This is a genomic window from Halovivax gelatinilyticus, assembly GCF_024300625.1.
In the GTDB taxonomy this organism is placed as follows: domain Archaea; phylum Halobacteriota; class Halobacteria; order Halobacteriales; family Natrialbaceae; genus Halovivax; species Halovivax gelatinilyticus.
In genome coordinates this window covers 1,288,941-1,303,314 of sequence record NZ_CP101322.1, presented here as the reverse complement: position 1 = coordinate 1,303,314, position 14,374 = coordinate 1,288,941, and the positions used below count along the sequence as shown (strand labels likewise).

Here is a 14,374-nt window from a genome sequence, read left to right as displayed (position 1 = left end):
GCTATAATGCAGAATTCTAATCTCTCACTACCGATGGGGGTGATTAAACAAAACATTCATATTGTGCAACCATGGGTAATTTTATGTACCTTCTCGAAAATATCATGCGTACGTGATAGTCATGGAAGTAACAGCATCCAACGAATCGGAAGGTAACTGATGAATACACGAACGAAGCAACTTCTGGCGGTTCTTTTCGCCCTGGTCCTCACGATTTTGATCGTGACGCCAGCGGTTGCGGCTGGCACCGACCTGTCGGACCAACCGGCGGTTGACCCGACGCTGGAACAGCAGACGGCCCAACCGGCGGTCGAGATCGACGATTCGCTGTATCGAGAGAGCGGTGAGACGGAAATTATGCTCCGTCTGTCGGACCCGACGCATGCGATAGACGGCGATCGTGAGTCGGTGATCGACAGCTTACAGACTCACGCGAGCCAGACGCAAGCGCCCGTCCTCGACCGACTCGAGGGGATAGACGGCGTGACCGTCGAGCGGACCTGGTGGATTACGAACGCCGTTATGATCACGGCCGATCTCGACCGGATCGAACTCGAAGCGCTCGCTCGGATCGACGGCGTCGAACGACTCCACGAGAACCACCAGTTCGAACCGCCGGAACCGGTGTCGGCGACCGAAGCGACCGAGACGGAGAACGTAACCTACGGACTCGACCAGATCGCCGCTCCGGACGCGTGGGACGCGTTCGACGCGACGGGCGACGGCATCCGCGTGGTGGTCGCGGACACCGGCGTCGACGACTCACACCCCGATATCGAACTCGCCGCTGAGGACGGCTGGGTCGATCTTGTCGGCGACGCGGACGAGCCGGTCGACAATCACGGCCACGGCACCCACGTCAGTGGAACGATCGCCGGCTCGAACGAGTCCGGCATCGCAATCGGCGTTGCACCGGACGCGGAACTGGCGAATGCACGCGTCTGTCAGGTCGACAGCTGTGACGGACAGGCAATCCTCGACTCGTTCGAGTGGGCCGTCGAGACCGATTCGGATGTCCTCAGCATGAGTCTCGGCGGACCGATCACGGGCCAGTACGTCGAGCCGATTCGAAATTCGATGACCGCCGGAACGCTCGTCGTCGCCTCGATCGGAAACAGCGGCGAGGGAACCGCGGGCTCGCCCGGGGCGGTTTACGATTCGATCGCCAGTGGCGCGACGAGCGAAGAGTTGGCGGTGACTGACTTCTCGGGTGGGATGTTGATCGATACCGAGGCCGTCTTCGGTGACGCGGCACCAGCCGACTGGCCGGAACAGTACATCACCCCGGACATCGCCGCTCCGGGCCACGACGTCTTCAGCGCGAACGCGGTTGGCGGTTCGATGTGTGGCGACGTCGAGTACTGTGAGGTGAGCGGAACCTCGATGTCGGCTCCACACAAAAGCGGGGCGGCGGCCGCCATCATGGGAGCTGCGAGCGACGAACTCGACCCCTACGCCGTCCAGGCGTTGCTAACGGAGACGGCCTGGAAGCCGGACTTCTGGGACGAATCTGAGGCACAGGACGCCATAAACGGCGTCGACACCCGCTACGGCCACGGGATCATCGATGTCTACACCGCGACCGCGTTCGCGAATACGAACGCCGGAATCGAGGGCACGGTAACCGACGACGCCGGCGAACCGGTCGAGGGTGCGCTCGTCACCGTCGACGAGCAGTACACCACGGTCACCGACGCGGATGGAACGTACGAACTCACTCAGCTACCCGGGACCCACGACGTGACCGTCGAGGCGTTCGGTCACGAAAGCGCCGAGACGACGGTGACGATCGAGGACGACGATCACGTCGTCACCGCGGACTTCGCGCTCGACCGCGTCCTCGATGGCGCAGTCGTCGCCGATCAACCGAATCGAATCGAAGGCGGTGAGACGATCACGACGACGCTCGCCGTCGCCAACCTGGAGTCGATCGCGGTCGATCTCGTCGGCGAGTACGACGCGGCGAACGCCTCGCTTTCCGTCGATGGAACTGCCGTCGAGTTTGGCGAGACGGTGACGTTCGACGAGCCGGTGACCGACGAACTCGACATCGCCGTGGAAACGACAGACGGCACCGCTGGCGAACTCGGGCTGGAGCACACTCTTTCCGGCCTCGGTGACGAAACGACGGTCGAGACCGGACCGACGATCATCCTCGAGGAACTCACTCGCGTCGGTGTCCTCGACGATCTCGGCGCGCACGGTGACGACGTCGCCGAGGCGCTCTCGGAGGCGCTTTCACTCGAGTACGCCGTCGACGTCATCACCGCGAGCGATGCACCAGACACGTACGAAGCGATCGTCGTCCAGCACCTCGATCCCGATGAGGCGGAGGCGTTCATCGACGCGACGAGTAGTGACGAGGTCGGTGTGATCTACCTTGACCAGTGGGGAGATGACAGCAACGGCATTCCGGTCCACTCGGAGGTAACGGGTGAGCCGGCCGAGACCTTCCAGGACGACTTCGGACCGGTTCCGGTCTACTACGAACTCGAAGCCGATCACGCGATCTTCGACGGCGTCGGTGACGCTGGCGAGGAAGTCGAGATCCACACGGGCGACTTTGCCGACCACACCTGGTTCGAGGGGACGACGTTCGACGTCCTCGCGTCGATCGGCGACGGTGATGGCCTCTCCGGCGACGCGTTTGCGATCGACGATGAGAGCGCGACGATCCTGGCGTCGGGACTTGGCTACACGTCGTGGGCCGGTGACGGTGACTACACCGAGGCCGCGGACGCAATCCTCGCCAACAGCGTTCAGTACCTCTCCGACGACGATCCCGCCGAGCCGGTGGCGACCATCTCGATCGGTTCGGACCGGGTGTTCCCCGGCGAGGTCGCCGCCGTCGACATCGACGTCGGCGCAGCCGTCGCCGGCTACGAGGCCGAAATCGCGTTCGATCCGGACGTCGTCCAGGTCGAGTCGGTCTCCGGCGTCGACTTCGAGGACCCGGTCACCTCGATCGACAACGACGAGGGGACGCTCTCGCTCGCACAGGCACAGGCTCACGACACCGAGGCGCCGACGCTCGCGGGAATTTCGTTCGAACACGTCGGCGAGGCTGGTGACGAGACCGAACTCGCATTCGACGACGAAAACACGGCGATCAACGACGCCGAGGGCCACCTCCCGGTCGAGACAGCTGCGGGAATGGTCGGTTCTCATCCGTGTGAACCCGGCGACGTCAACGCAGACGGAGATATCACGGCCTTCGACGCGACGCTCACCCAGCAGTACATCGTCGGTATGGAGCCGACCGACGACTTCTACGAGGAGTGTGCCGACATGAACGGCGACGGTGTCATCACGCCTGCCGACGTCACCCTGATCCTCCAGACGATCGTCGGTGCTCACGACGTGTCCGCCATCGCTGGCTGATCAGCGATTGGCGGTCTGAATCCGACTAGCGCCCCGCGACCGTGCTCGTGTCCTCCGGTAGGATCGTGGCAAGCCACGACGGGTCGCGTGGTCGTGAGATTAATAGCGGTTCGGCGTGAGACGTAACGTATGAACATGAACCAGATCATCGCGATACTGTTTGCGTTTCTCATGGTATCTTCGATGATTGCCTGGGGTGCGATGTCCGTCTTTTAGGATCGCACGTGTGACGCTTCGGGCGAAGCGAGGTGGAACTTTTCGAACCCGGTAACCGGTCGTTCGTCTAGCCGTCGGTGTCCCAGACGTCCGCGAGCGGGCTCGATTTCGACCGACGGGACGGCCGAGTGCGCGTGGTGTTCGCGTGGTCGGTTGACTCACTCGCGTCTCTCTCGGACCGTTCGGTCGGCGTGGTCACGGCGGATTCGCCGCGGGCGGCCGCCGGGTCGAACGTGGGGAGGTCGGGGACCGACATCCGGTCGACCTGAGTGGCGAACCAGTCGGGCATGTCCGATCGGGCGCGCTCGAAGCAATCGAGCAGGCTCGAATCGGCGAGGTAGGTCGCACCGTAGTCGTCCGGCGCTCGCACCACTCGGCCGCAGGCCTGCATGACCGTCCGGAGGGTCGCCCGGTAGTACCAGGCCCACTGTCCGTCGGCCAGGCGGTGGGCGACGCGCGAGTCGCTCGTGTTGAGAAACGGGGCTTTACAGATGACCTGCCAGCGGGCGAGGTCGCCCTTTAAGTCGAGCGCTTCTTCCATCTTCACCGAGAGGAAGACGTCTGGGTCGCCACTCGTTTTCCACCGCTCGAGGGCGGCGTCTCGATCGTCGCGGTCGTGACTTCGGATGCGAGTCTCGACGCCGAAATCCGCGAGTAGCGAGCCCAGTCGCTGCTGAATGTCGTAGGAGTGTGCGTGGACGATCCCCTTCTCGTCGGGGTGGGCGGCCATGATGCGAACGATGGTTCGCGCGATCTTCGGCAATGTCTCTTCGCGGTGCTCGAACGTCATCTTCCCCTGCGTGACGTCGTACAGCGGTCTGTTCTCGACCGGGAACGTGTGACCGACGTCGACGAGGGCGACGTCGGCCGGGTTGAGGCCGATCTGGTGGCAGAAGGCCTCCTTGTTGAGGATGGTCGCCGAGAGGAGCGCGAACTTGTTTCCCCGGTCCCAGACGGTGTGAGCGAGGTATCGCTCCGGATTCATCGGTTTGATCGTCACCGGGCCGCCGGTCTGTTCGTCGTCGGTTTCGAGGGGTTGCTGGTCGACGAGCCAGGTCGTCGGACTCCCCGGATCGCGGTAGTCCGAGACGAACCAGTCGAGTTCGCCGATGAGTTCCTGAAGCCGGTCTCGCTCGCGGACGTCGGCCGGGGTGAACGTCTCTTGAGCGAGCAGCTCGTCTTTGCGTCGGGTGCAGACGCCGGAGAGGTTCTCGGCGTAGCGGGCGGCCCGTTCGAGTGGATCGTCGTCTGCGGCTTCGAGGTCGGGGACGCGAAGCTCGTCCCAGAAGGGGATCGTTCGCGGGCCGAGGTGGATCGTCGCGTACATCTCGGCCCACTCGGCCAGGCCGTGTGCCTCGTCGATCACGACGACGTCTCGTTTTCTGAACACCTCGCTGCCGGCGGTTTGCATGAAGTACGCGAGCGTCATCGCGGCGATTTCCCGGTTCGAGGCGATGGCTCGATCCGAGAAGTACGGACAGCGGTGTTTGACGTCGCAGTCGTAGCCCCGTTCTCGCACGCAGGGGGCCTGGTTCACCGGCGTTTGCTCCTCGCCCGGGAGGATGCAGCTGTAGTTCGACTTCCCGCGGATGATGTTCAGGTCCGCGAGGAGGGCGTCGTCGGCGACGTCGTCGAGCTGGGAGACCTGCGGCGTGGTGTAGTAGGCGCCGGCGGCCTCGCTCGGGTCGGCTTCGTCGACCGTTCGGGCGCAGCCGGCGATGGCTCTGGCCAGCAGCGACTTGCCGCTGCCGGTCGGCGCGCGCACGAAGACGACGTCGTTGTCGGCGGCGAACGCGTCTCGGATGTCCTGGAGGGCTCGTTCCTGGTTCCCGCGGTAGCTCGGAGCGGGAAAGGCGTCGAAGATCCGCGCTGGTTGCACTGTTCGTTCTGAGCGGGCGGCGGTGTCCTAAAGGTGACGACTGACCGCGCGACGTGACAGTCGGCGGGCCACGAATCCGACGGATCGATGCGAATCGGTGAATAAACCGGATCTTTCGGACGAGAAACTGACTGCTACCCTCGTTCTCTGAATGCGTCGTCGGCGGTAGTCGGCCGATTACGAATACCGGTCCGGCCAACGAATGTGAGTACGGAAGGGTCGCTCAGCGGCAGAGCACCACGGCGCCTCTGGCACGTGGCGGCCATCCGGCCGCGTGGCGTTCAAATCCCACCCCTTCCGCTTTTCCGAGCGCTAGCGAGGGAAGCGGTAACTGGATTTGAGCAGACGAGTCGCAGCGCCCGAGCGAAGCGAGGGTGAACGTCTTGGCGTGTTCAACTCTCATCCGACGTGCACACGCTACCCCTGTCACGTACCCATTCGCGCGACGTGGCGACTCGAGTCACGAGTCGGCGACTGTGACGCCGACTCCGTGAACCCGTCTTACTCGGACACTGTCGGATCGTCCTCGACCGGCCGGTTTGCGTGTTCGAGATCGCGTTTACGGAGTGTCTCGACGTCGGTTTCGGTCGGATCGTCCGGTAGCAATTCGATGCACGGGTAACAGAGTTCGTGAGTCGTCTCATCGGTGAGTTCTAAGATCAGGCCGTCACCTTCGGTCGCTCGCCGTTCGTCGAACGACCAGACGTTGACGATCGAGCCGGCCGGGACGATCCGCCGTCCGAAGCCGTCACAGCTAGTCTTGCTCATGGCGACGAGTGCCGGTCGGGATGGAAAGCCGTTGGCCCAGCAGCCGCCACGCGGCGAGAAGGTTTTGGTTTCGACGCCCGTACGCGTCGGTCGTGAACCTTCGGTGTCGAGGCTGTGCGGGCTGTTGTCTCGACTGGCGGCCGCTAGTCGACCGTGGTGACCGCACAGACCAGCGCGACGGGCGAGACGAATCCGGACGAAGCCCCTATCCATCGCTCGACGGAGCGTACAATCTCGTTCCGCTCGAACGCGACGAGGTTCGAGCCTTCGTCGACGCGGGCTACGGCGACGCGCTGACGCCGCGGCTCTGGCGCGCCGGCGTCGACGACCCGCACGTCGAGGTGGGTGCTCACCGAGTCGCCGCCGTCGCCGGACGGCCGGCCTTCTTCGTCGGTCTTCGAAAGCCGTCGAAGCCGGTCGCTCCGTTCGGCCGCGAGGAGGCGACCTGGCTACCGACGTGTGCGTTTCTCGACCCGGAGACGCTCCAGTGTCGGATCTACGGGGACGAGCTCTACCCCGCCGAGTGCGACGCCTACCCGAAACACAACGTCGCGCTCGGCCAGGAGACCGAGTGCGAGCGCGTCGAGGCGGCGACGGGCGAGCGTCGACTCCTGTCGGCCGAGCTGACCGACGTGGACGACTCCGGCGACCGACTCTTACTCGGTCCGCAGGCGATCGGCGGGAAGGTGTTCTGTCACCCCGATCCCGACGCGATCGCCGACGCCGTCGACCGGATCGCCGACGGAGCGACGACGCGAGCGGACCGGGCCGAGTTCGTCGCCGTCGCGGCCGCCTCGAGTCCCGGAACGCTCGCTACCTCCGAGCACCACTATGAAGACGCCTTCGAGCGAACGACGCGCGCGTCGTCGTGGGTCGGCGACTCGATCGACGAGTGGGGGCGCCTCGCCGAGACGACCGGGGCCGATCGATCGCGAGTGGCCGATCCGGCGATGGCGGAGTCGGTCGAGGTCGACCGCGGCGCACCGGAGACGCCGGGATGGGAGTCGGTCGACGACGAGTAACGCGACGGCGCGGTCGCTCGTCGGGTGTGTCGAACCGCCGGTAGTCGTCCGTCGGCTCCGTCGTGTGCGAAAAAATCCGTCAGTTCGATTTTATCTTCTGGAACTGGTTCAGGAGAGCCTCCGTCGAGTCGCCGGAGTCGTACTCGACCTGTCCGTGGTAAATCGTTCGCTCGTCGTCGAAGTCGGCGTCGACGGTCGACGCTTGCTTCTCTCGGCGCTCGTGCTCTGCTTCGTCATAGGCACCCATTGACATGGTAAGTATACACACCGTAGGAAGTGTGCAGATATCAATGTAACGGTCGTTCACACCCGCTCGTCGGCTGTACGAAACCGCTACCGGCGCGCTGCTGTCGGGTTCTCCACTCGTCGTCGCCGGTTGGCAGGCCGAATCTCGAAGGCGAAAACGTATCAACGCCAACGTGCCTACGAACCCACGTGGCGCGCCCCCTCCGATTCCGACATTCGACCGAGGGCTGGAGCGACGGGCGAGTCGACCGTCAGATCTACGCCTCGCTGGATCGAAACATCGGGGCGACGGCGGTCGAACCGAGATTCGAGGTGGGCGGCGGCTGGAACACCCACCGGTTCGAGATGGTAAACGGTGACGTCGCCCTCTTCGCCAGAGGCGACTCCGAGGCCTACTGGATGGGTAATACCGAGACGCCCAAAGCGCTCTGGCGGACCGATAAGTACGGCTGGCGGGAGGTGCCCTACCACGTCTCCCGCTGGGCCCAGCGGGAGTTGCTGGATACCTTGTACGAGGAAGATCCCTGGCTCGCCGACTACCCGCACCTCTCGTGGTTCTTCTTACCCGTGTTCATGTCCAAGGACGGTCGGGAGTCGACGCGTTCGTTCTTTCGCGATCACGCGGGAGGCTTCCCCGACGCCGGCCGTGACGAGGCGGTGACGTTCTACGAGCGACTCCTTCGGCCGGGCACGCTCGATCCGTACCGACACACGATGTCGGGAAAACTCGGAACGAGCGAGGTCGTCGACACCGTTCGGATGAGCGCCGCGATGGCCGAATTCATCGCCGCGGACGTCTTGCGACGGGCTGGCTACGACGTGACGCCGGAGATCGAGGTCACGACCGGCCACTCGCTCGACTTCCGGGCGGAAGACGACGGGACGAACGTTCTCGTCGAGGTGACCCGGCCCCAGGCGCCGTCGACCCGGGCGGCGTCGGGCCCCATCGCGGCCGTCAGGGATACGGCGCAGACGAAGACCGACGGTCAACTCGCCGAACACGGCGGCGGCGCCGTCCTCTTCGTCGACTGCTCGTCGTTTCCCGACGACGCCTGGCGGGCCGTCCGCGGCGAGCGTCCGGACGTGCGACACCGGCCAGCGGTGGTCTACCGGGTGCGACCGTCGGGTCACGTCGAGGGCTACCGGAAGGGGCGCGTCCCGCTCGGTCTCGCCGACGTCGTCGAGTTCGTCAGCTGAGACCCGGATGGTCACCGGGGCGCTTCGCCCGACGTGTCGGCGTACGGTTCTGACGTCCCACGAACGGCCACTAACAGCACGATGATCGCGACGAGCCCGATCAGCATTCCGGCGATGGAAACGACGTTCAATCCGCTCAGTGTGAGCCCGACGATGAGGACGACCAGGCCGACGAGCAGGATCACGAACGGAACCTCGAACCCGATTGACGGGACCATACTGTCCCTAGCACGCCGGCGGCCATAATCGACCGACCTGCGGTCTCACCGACACGCACCGGGTGGGTCGAATCGGTGCGGGTACTCCGTTAGAACGAGAGTTCCGGGGGCTTGTAGACGCTCCCTGGAGGGGACGGATCTCGGTCGCTGTAGCCGAATCGCCCGATCGCTTTCCGACTGAGCGCACTCTGGAGGATGAGTGCTAACTCGTCCGGCGTCTCGTAGGTCTCCTGCGAGACGCGTTCGAGCACGTCCCCGACCGTCTCCGTCCCGTTCGGCAATTCGATCGGCTGCTCCCCGCAGGACGAGATCAACTCCGCCGTCGTCGCTGGGTAGTCGAGGCTCTCGGTGAACGACGTGGTGGCACTCAGGTGCATCGCGACCGAACCCACCGCGCACCCAAACTTAATTATTGTCCATGACAGAGTTCTCCGGTCGGTCGTATCGAGCGCATACGTAGCGTGGGCGACCCGACCGACTCGGGGCAACACCTATGGAACGATCCGCCGTCTGCCCGGACGTGACTCCACCGTACGCCGATCTGCACGTCCACACCACGCGATCTGACGGCTCGCTCGATCCGGACGCCGTCGCCGATGCGGCCCGCTCGGCGGGCGTCGCCGTCGTCGCGATCACCGATCACGACCGGTGTCCGCCGTTCGACCTGAGCCGAATCGACGATCGCGGCGAACCGGTGACGGTCGTCGCCGGCATCGAGCTCAGGGTCGAACCCGACGACGGCGAGCGACTCGACCTGCTCGGCTACGGGGTCCGCCGTACGGACGCGTTACTGGACGCGACCGAGCGAATTCAGGCGAACCGACGCGACCGAGGGCGACAGATCGTCGAGCGCGTCGAGACCCACCTCGACGTCGATCTGGACGTCACGGTCGACGCCGGGTTCGGTCGCCCTCACGTCGCCCGGGCGATCGACGCCCACCCCGGGACGCCCCTCTCGTATCAGGACGCGTTCGACGAACTGATCGGCGACGACGGACCGTGTTACGTCCCCCGTGACGTCCCTTCGTTCGAACGCGGTCGCGACCTCCTAACGCGCGCTTGCGACCTCGTCTCGCTGGCGCACCCATTGCGCTATCGCGACCCTCGCGCGGCTCTCGACCTCGCCGTCGCGGGCGGCCTCGACGCGGTCGAACGCGAGTATCCGTACGATCGGGAGACAGACCGCACTCTCGTCGAGCGGGCGATCGAAGACGGCGAACTGCGTGTGACTGGCGGAAGCGACGCTCACGGCGACCGGGTCGGTATCGCCGGGCTGGATCGGGAGACCTACGACCGCCTCGCTCCGTCCCACTGGTAGCGCCAGCGTCGGTACCGAGCGGTGGGTTCAAACGGCACCGGTCCCTACCCCGGGTATGCACTGTCACTACTGCGATCGACCGGCCGCCTTCGCCGCCGAATCCGGCGGCCTGACGGTCGGTCTCTGCGAGCGCCACTTCAGAGAGCGCCTCGAAGAGCTCGCAGATGCGGACGGCCTGGAAGCGTTGAAAGAACAGGTCGATGTCGATCGGACGGAGTAATCGCTTATTTTCGGTATCGGATACGGACGACGGTGACGATTCGCCGACCCGCCTGACGATTCGGCTCAGTCGGCAGACGAGACATCGTTAAGGGCCCGCCGAACGGACGTATCGCATGGCCGAACTGGACGACGACGCGATGGAACGCTTTCCGGTCCCGGAGTTCGACGCGCTCCCCGCGGACCTGCAGGATCGAATCGACGAGGAAACCGAGCGCGCCGGCTTCACGCCGAACGTCTTCGCCGGCTTCGCGTACAAGCCGTCGCACTTTCGGGCCTTCTTCGACTACTACGACGCGATCGTCGACGACGCCGCGCTCACGCGCGAAGAGATCGAGATGATCATCGTCGCCGTCTCCGGCGTCAACCACTGTTACTACTGCAACGTCGCCCACGGCGCGCTCGTCAGAATTTACGCCGAGGATCCCCTGCTGGCAGACCAGCTGGTCGCGAATTACCGGACGGCGGATATCAGCGATCGACACCGAACGATGCTCGACATCGCCGTGGCGCTCACCGAGCGACCCGCGTCGGTCACCCGCGAGGACCTCGATCGACTCGACGAGGTCGGCTTCTCCGAGGAAGCAATCTGGGATGTCGGCGCCGTGACGGCGCTCTTCAACCTCTCGAACCGGATGGCGATGTTCGCCGACATGCGCCCCAACGCGGAGTTCCACACGCTGGGACGCGATCAGGAGTAATCGGGAGCCGATCGACGTCGGACGATCCGACCATCACCGGGCCGCTGATGCCGTCACCGGTCTCGCACCGGCGCCCGCTCGGGTACCCGGCACAGACCGTTTTTACTCGGCGCTCGTACGCGCTCACATGGTCAGGGAACCACCCGATCACTGCCCTCGGTGCGGCGTCGCCCTCACGCCGATCGACCCGCCGGCCAGATTTCACTATCCGGACTGCGACGAGCCGGTCTCTCACCACCCGATACCGACGGCGCGACTGGCCGTCGTCGACGACGAGTCGATGTTACTCGTGAAGGTAGACGCGCCGAAACTCGATCTCTGGGGGACGCCCGGTGGACTCGTCGAAGTGGGTGAGGACCCGGACGTCGCGGGTGCGAGGGAGCTTCGCGAGGAGGCGACGCTCGTCGTCGATCCGGACGACCTCGTGCTGTTCGACGCACGAACGTTCGCGAAGTTCGAGACGATGTCGAAGACGTACCTCTGTTACGCCGTCGACGCCTCGTCCGTCTCGGGAACCCCCGGTGGAGATCACGAAATCGTAGACGCTCGGTTCTGGACGCCGTCGGAACTGAGGCGAGCGGACGACCGATTGCTGACGAGCTGGCCCGAGACGTACAAATCCCTCGAGTGGTGGATAGAAGAGGCGAATGCGGCGCTCTCGGGTGACCGCGAGTCGAAACCGCTTTGACGAGTCCGCACACAGTTTCACCGACGAACATGGAGTTAGAGACGTTTCTGCTCGCGACGCTCACCGCTCACGTCGGATTCGCCATCTTCGTGACGGTCCACGCCCAACAGACCGGCCGTGAGAAAGGAAACTGGCCGTACCTCACCCTCGCGTTCGGGCTAGCTGGTATCGCCGGCTACTTCTTCTACGAACCGGACGACGGCGCCCTTTGACCGACTTACGCCAGAAACACGTGTCGCGGCCGTTCGGCAAGGACGTCGCGGCCGTACTCGACGGTGTCGGCGAACGCGTCGCTTCTGAAGAACGCCATCGCGTCTTCGCGTGTGTCCCAGCGACTGGCGATGAACATGTCGTTTTCGTTCTCGCGGTTTTCGAGCAGGTCGGTCTTTCGGTGGCCGTCCATTCCCTCCAGGACATCGCCAACCTCGGCGAATGTGGCAACGAAGTCGGATCGGTGGTCCGACTTTACGGTGTAGAACATGCCCATCGTGCCCCAGGAGTCGTCCTCGTCGTCTCCGGCTTGACGGACGACGTCGGGAAGTTCGGCGAGAAAGCCGGCCGCCGTCTCCGCGGCGCTCTCGGTTTCCCACAGGCTGACGACGGCGGCTTCGGCGTCGTCGGAGACGTCGCTCGGCTCACGGTCTGCACCCGTTCGCGATTCCGAGCCGCTTTGCGTCTCGCTCGGCCGGTAGACGGCCGTCTTGACGTGCGTATCGTAGTGATCGAAGTTCGTCCGCAGGCCGTCGACTTCCTCGAACAGCTCGCCCGGATCAGCCGCCGAGTAGAGGACGACGGCGTGGACGTCTTCGCCGTGGGGTTTCCCGGCGTACACGCCGAGATCGGAGAGTTCGCTTCGCACCTCGTCCCCGTCGCCGGTCGCCGCCCCATCGCCGTGACCGGAGCCGCCGTGGTGGCTGCCCGCTCCGTGCGAGTGACTGTCGGCACTGCCGTGCGGATGGTCGCTCGAACCGTGGTGACCGCCCGCTCCGTGTGGATGTCCACCCTCGCCGTGGTGTCCCCCATCGCCCGTCAGCGACTCGCCGGCGAGAAATGCGCCCAGGTTCGCGGGATCGAATCGTCGACCGAACAGGAATCGCCCGAAGTCGGCGAATCGCGAGCTGGAGGGATCGAATCGCATCTCGTAGATCAGGTCCTTGATGTCGACCGGGTCGTCGGCGAACAGCGTGACGCCCCACTCGTGGTCGTCGAAGCCGACGCTCCCGGAGATGATCTGTGAGACCCGTCCGGCGTAGGACTTGCCGATCTCGCCGTGGCCCGACATATACTCGGCGCGCTCGTCGAAGGGGAGGTCGTACCAGTTGTACTCGGGGTCGCGGCGCTTGTCCATCGGGTAGAAGCTGACGTAGTCGGCGTCTGGAATGTCCGGGTAGAGTCGGGACTCGATGTAGCGCTTCATCCCGGCGTCCACCTCGCCGTCGTCCTCGAAGTATCCGCGAGCGCCGCCGTAGCCGGACGCTTCGGTCACCGAGAGGTACGAGTCCGTTCGCTCGGTGAACGCGGCGAACTCGGTTCGCTCGAAGCGGCGACTCAGCGCGTCCAGGTCGTCGATCGTCGGGCGGAGGTGGACGACGAGCAGGTCGCCCTCGTGTCCGAGCAAGGAGACGGTCGTCGACGCCCCGTCGTCTGCGTCGTCGACGCGCTCGGCCGCGGTGAGATACTCGATCCCCGTCTCGATCGCCCGTTCGCGTCGGCTACTCGGCGCCTCGCGCCAGGCGTCCCAGTCGATCGAGCGAACGTCGTGTAACACGTACCAGCCTTCGGCCGTCTCCGGTGGCTCACGTCGGTCCATACTCGAGGTTCGCGTGGCGTCGTCAAGAAAGACCGGTTTCGGTGCGAGGCGATCATCGCCGTCGTCGAGCGGCATTCGTTGACCCGGATCGGCGCTCGAAACGCGACGGGTAGACTCGGGTATCGGCCGAACGTGGGTGGTACCGAAACCCTTTACCAACGTCCGTTTATATCGTTACGCGTATGCGGAAAAGTGGACCACCGAAGGGGCTCATCGCCTATCTCGTACTCGAGCTACTCGAAGAGAAACCGCGGTACGGGTACGAGATTCTAAAGGAGATCAAGGACATAAGCGGTGGTCACTGGGAACCATCTTACGGGTCGGTGTATCCGATCCTCTATAAGTTTGAGGAGAAAGGGTGGGCCGAGCGAATCGAGCGAGCGGACGAACCGGATCGCAAGTACTTCGAACTCACCGACGATGGGCAAGACGAACTCGAATCGCGCCGCGAATCCGGCGCCGAGAAGGGCCGCGATTTCGGCGACGTCATCCTCGGATTCTACCACGTCTTCGCGGCAATCTCGACCGACGATCGGTTTCAGGTTCCCGAAGTCGACGGCGAGTGGCACTTTAACGAAGCGTTCAGCGAGTGGATCGTCGAACAGGTCGCCCGTCACCACGAACACTACTTCGAGACCGACTTCGAGCGCATCGACGACACGCCCGACGAATTCTACGAACGTCACGGCGTCGAGAACGATTCGTAGGGCG

The 14,374-nt window shown here is 64.6% G+C and carries 15 protein-coding genes and 1 tRNA gene; 10 read left to right on the top strand and 6 right to left on the bottom strand.

What is annotated here, in order from left to right; genetic code table 11:
* Positions 1 to 159 precede the first annotated feature (159 nt).
* Complete coding sequence (locus tag NKH31_RS06450; RefSeq protein WP_254864309.1) at positions 160 to 3,381, top strand: S8 family serine peptidase; 3,222 nt, start codon at positions 160 to 162, stop codon at positions 3,379 to 3,381.
* 283 nt (positions 3,382 to 3,664) lie between these two features.
* Here the strand turns inward: NKH31_RS06450 and NKH31_RS06445 are convergent, their stop codons facing one another.
* Entirely contained in the window at positions 3,665 to 5,476 is a 1,812-nt protein-coding gene (locus tag NKH31_RS06445; RefSeq protein ID WP_254864308.1) for an ATP-dependent DNA helicase, read from the bottom strand.
* 212 nt (positions 5,477 to 5,688) lie between these two features.
* Here NKH31_RS06445 and NKH31_RS06440 point away from each other — a divergent pair.
* Positions 5,689 to 5,776, top strand: a tRNA-OTHER gene (locus NKH31_RS06440).
* Between the two features lie 201 nt (positions 5,777 to 5,977).
* On the opposite strand, the gene NKH31_RS06435 is transcribed toward NKH31_RS06440, so the two are convergent.
* Positions 5,978 to 6,244, bottom strand: a complete 267-nt coding sequence (locus NKH31_RS06435) for a DUF7561 family protein (RefSeq protein ID WP_254864307.1) — start codon at positions 6,242 to 6,244, stop codon at positions 5,978 to 5,980.
* A 92-nt stretch (positions 6,245 to 6,336) separates the two neighbouring features.
* Here NKH31_RS06435 and NKH31_RS06430 point away from each other — a divergent pair, with 92 nt between their 5' ends.
* The gene (locus NKH31_RS06430) at positions 6,337 to 7,266 is read left to right on the top strand and encodes a YkgJ family cysteine cluster protein (protein WP_254864306.1); all 930 of its coding nucleotides are present in this window, start codon (positions 6,337 to 6,339) and stop codon (positions 7,264 to 7,266) included.
* A gap of 79 nt (positions 7,267 to 7,345) precedes the next feature.
* On the opposite strand, the gene NKH31_RS06425 is transcribed toward NKH31_RS06430, so the two are convergent.
* Positions 7,346 to 7,519, bottom strand: a complete 174-nt coding sequence (locus tag NKH31_RS06425; RefSeq protein ID WP_254864305.1) for a DUF5786 family protein — start codon at positions 7,517 to 7,519, stop codon at positions 7,346 to 7,348.
* Positions 7,520 to 7,701: 182 nt separating this feature from the next.
* Here NKH31_RS06425 and NKH31_RS06420 point away from each other — a divergent pair, with 182 nt between their 5' ends.
* Positions 7,702 to 8,709 carry a DUF5784 family protein gene (locus tag NKH31_RS06420; protein ID WP_254864304.1) on the top strand — a complete coding sequence of 336 codons (1,008 nt, stop codon included), beginning with the start codon at positions 7,702 to 7,704 and terminating at the stop codon, positions 8,707 to 8,709.
* A gap of 11 nt (positions 8,710 to 8,720) precedes the next feature.
* On the opposite strand, the gene NKH31_RS06415 is transcribed toward NKH31_RS06420, so the two are convergent.
* Both NKH31_RS06415 and NKH31_RS06410 read right to left on the bottom strand, forming a co-directional pair.
* Positions 8,721 to 8,927 (bottom strand): hypothetical protein, encoded by a 207-nt coding sequence (locus tag NKH31_RS06415; RefSeq protein ID WP_254864303.1) that lies wholly within the window; start codon positions 8,925 to 8,927, stop codon positions 8,721 to 8,723.
* Between the two features lie 89 nt (positions 8,928 to 9,016).
* Positions 9,017 to 9,304, bottom strand: coding sequence for a DUF5789 family protein (locus NKH31_RS06410; protein ID WP_254864302.1), 288 nt, complete (start codon positions 9,302 to 9,304; stop codon positions 9,017 to 9,019).
* Positions 9,305 to 9,447: 143 nt separating this feature from the next.
* Between NKH31_RS06410 and NKH31_RS06405 the strand changes: the two genes are divergently transcribed.
* The 5 genes from NKH31_RS06405 to NKH31_RS06385 all read left to right on the top strand — a co-directional run bounded on the left by NKH31_RS06405 (position 9,448) and on the right by NKH31_RS06385 (position 12,065).
* Complete coding sequence (locus NKH31_RS06405) at positions 9,448 to 10,245, top strand: PHP domain-containing protein (protein WP_254864301.1); 798 nt, start codon at positions 9,448 to 9,450, stop codon at positions 10,243 to 10,245.
* Positions 10,246 to 10,300: 55 nt separating this feature from the next.
* Positions 10,301 to 10,465, top strand: coding sequence for a DUF6757 family protein (locus NKH31_RS06400; RefSeq protein WP_254864300.1), 165 nt, complete (start codon positions 10,301 to 10,303; stop codon positions 10,463 to 10,465).
* 115 nt (positions 10,466 to 10,580) lie between these two features.
* Positions 10,581 to 11,165, top strand: coding sequence for a peroxidase-related enzyme (locus tag NKH31_RS06395; RefSeq protein WP_254864299.1), 585 nt, complete (start codon positions 10,581 to 10,583; stop codon positions 11,163 to 11,165).
* 127 nt (positions 11,166 to 11,292) lie between these two features.
* Positions 11,293 to 11,853, top strand: a complete 561-nt coding sequence (locus tag NKH31_RS06390) for an NUDIX hydrolase (protein WP_254864297.1) — start codon at positions 11,293 to 11,295, stop codon at positions 11,851 to 11,853.
* Positions 11,854 to 11,882: 29 nt separating this feature from the next.
* Entirely contained in the window at positions 11,883 to 12,065 is a 183-nt protein-coding gene (locus NKH31_RS06385; protein ID WP_254864296.1) for an LPXTG cell wall anchor domain-containing protein, read from the top strand.
* Between the two features lie 5 nt (positions 12,066 to 12,070).
* Here NKH31_RS06385 and NKH31_RS06380 read toward each other — a convergent pair whose 3' ends face one another.
* Positions 12,071 to 13,663, bottom strand: coding sequence for a heme-binding protein (locus tag NKH31_RS06380; protein ID WP_254864783.1), 1,593 nt, complete (start codon positions 13,661 to 13,663; stop codon positions 12,071 to 12,073).
* 182 nt (positions 13,664 to 13,845) lie between these two features.
* Between NKH31_RS06380 and NKH31_RS06375 the strand changes: the two genes are divergently transcribed.
* A complete protein-coding gene (locus tag NKH31_RS06375; protein WP_254864295.1) occupies positions 13,846 to 14,370 on the top strand; it encodes a PadR family transcriptional regulator in 525 nt (174 codons plus the stop codon).
* The last annotated feature ends 4 nt before the right edge of the window (positions 14,371 to 14,374 follow it).

What these genes read in the sequence shown, in the direction of transcription:
- NKH31_RS06450 (WP_254864309.1), top strand. Translation starts at nt 160, where the DNA reads ATGAATACACGAACGAAGCAACTTCTGGCGGTTCTTTTCGCCCTGGTC.
- NKH31_RS06435 (WP_254864307.1), bottom strand. Translation starts at nt 6,244, where the DNA reads ATGAGCAAGACTAGCTGTGACGGCTTCGGACGGCGGATCGTCCCGGCC.
- NKH31_RS06425 (WP_254864305.1), bottom strand. Translation starts at nt 7,519, where the DNA reads ATGTCAATGGGTGCCTATGACGAAGCAGAGCACGAGCGCCGAGAGAAG.
- NKH31_RS06415 (WP_254864303.1), bottom strand. Translation starts at nt 8,927, where the DNA reads ATGGTCCCGTCAATCGGGTTCGAGGTTCCGTTCGTGATCCTGCTCGTC.
- NKH31_RS06410 (WP_254864302.1), bottom strand. Translation starts at nt 9,304, where the DNA reads ATGCACCTGAGTGCCACCACGTCGTTCACCGAGAGCCTCGACTACCCA.
- NKH31_RS06400 (WP_254864300.1), top strand. Translation starts at nt 10,301, where the DNA reads ATGCACTGTCACTACTGCGATCGACCGGCCGCCTTCGCCGCCGAATCC.
- NKH31_RS06395 (WP_254864299.1), top strand. Translation starts at nt 10,581, where the DNA reads ATGGCCGAACTGGACGACGACGCGATGGAACGCTTTCCGGTCCCGGAG.
- NKH31_RS06390 (WP_254864297.1), top strand. Translation starts at nt 11,293, where the DNA reads ATGGTCAGGGAACCACCCGATCACTGCCCTCGGTGCGGCGTCGCCCTC.
- NKH31_RS06385 (WP_254864296.1), top strand. Translation starts at nt 11,883, where the DNA reads ATGGAGTTAGAGACGTTTCTGCTCGCGACGCTCACCGCTCACGTCGGA.
- NKH31_RS06380 (WP_254864783.1), bottom strand. Translation starts at nt 13,663, where the DNA reads ATGGACCGACGTGAGCCACCGGAGACGGCCGAAGGCTGGTACGTGTTA.
- NKH31_RS06375 (WP_254864295.1), top strand. Translation starts at nt 13,846, where the DNA reads ATGCGGAAAAGTGGACCACCGAAGGGGCTCATCGCCTATCTCGTACTC.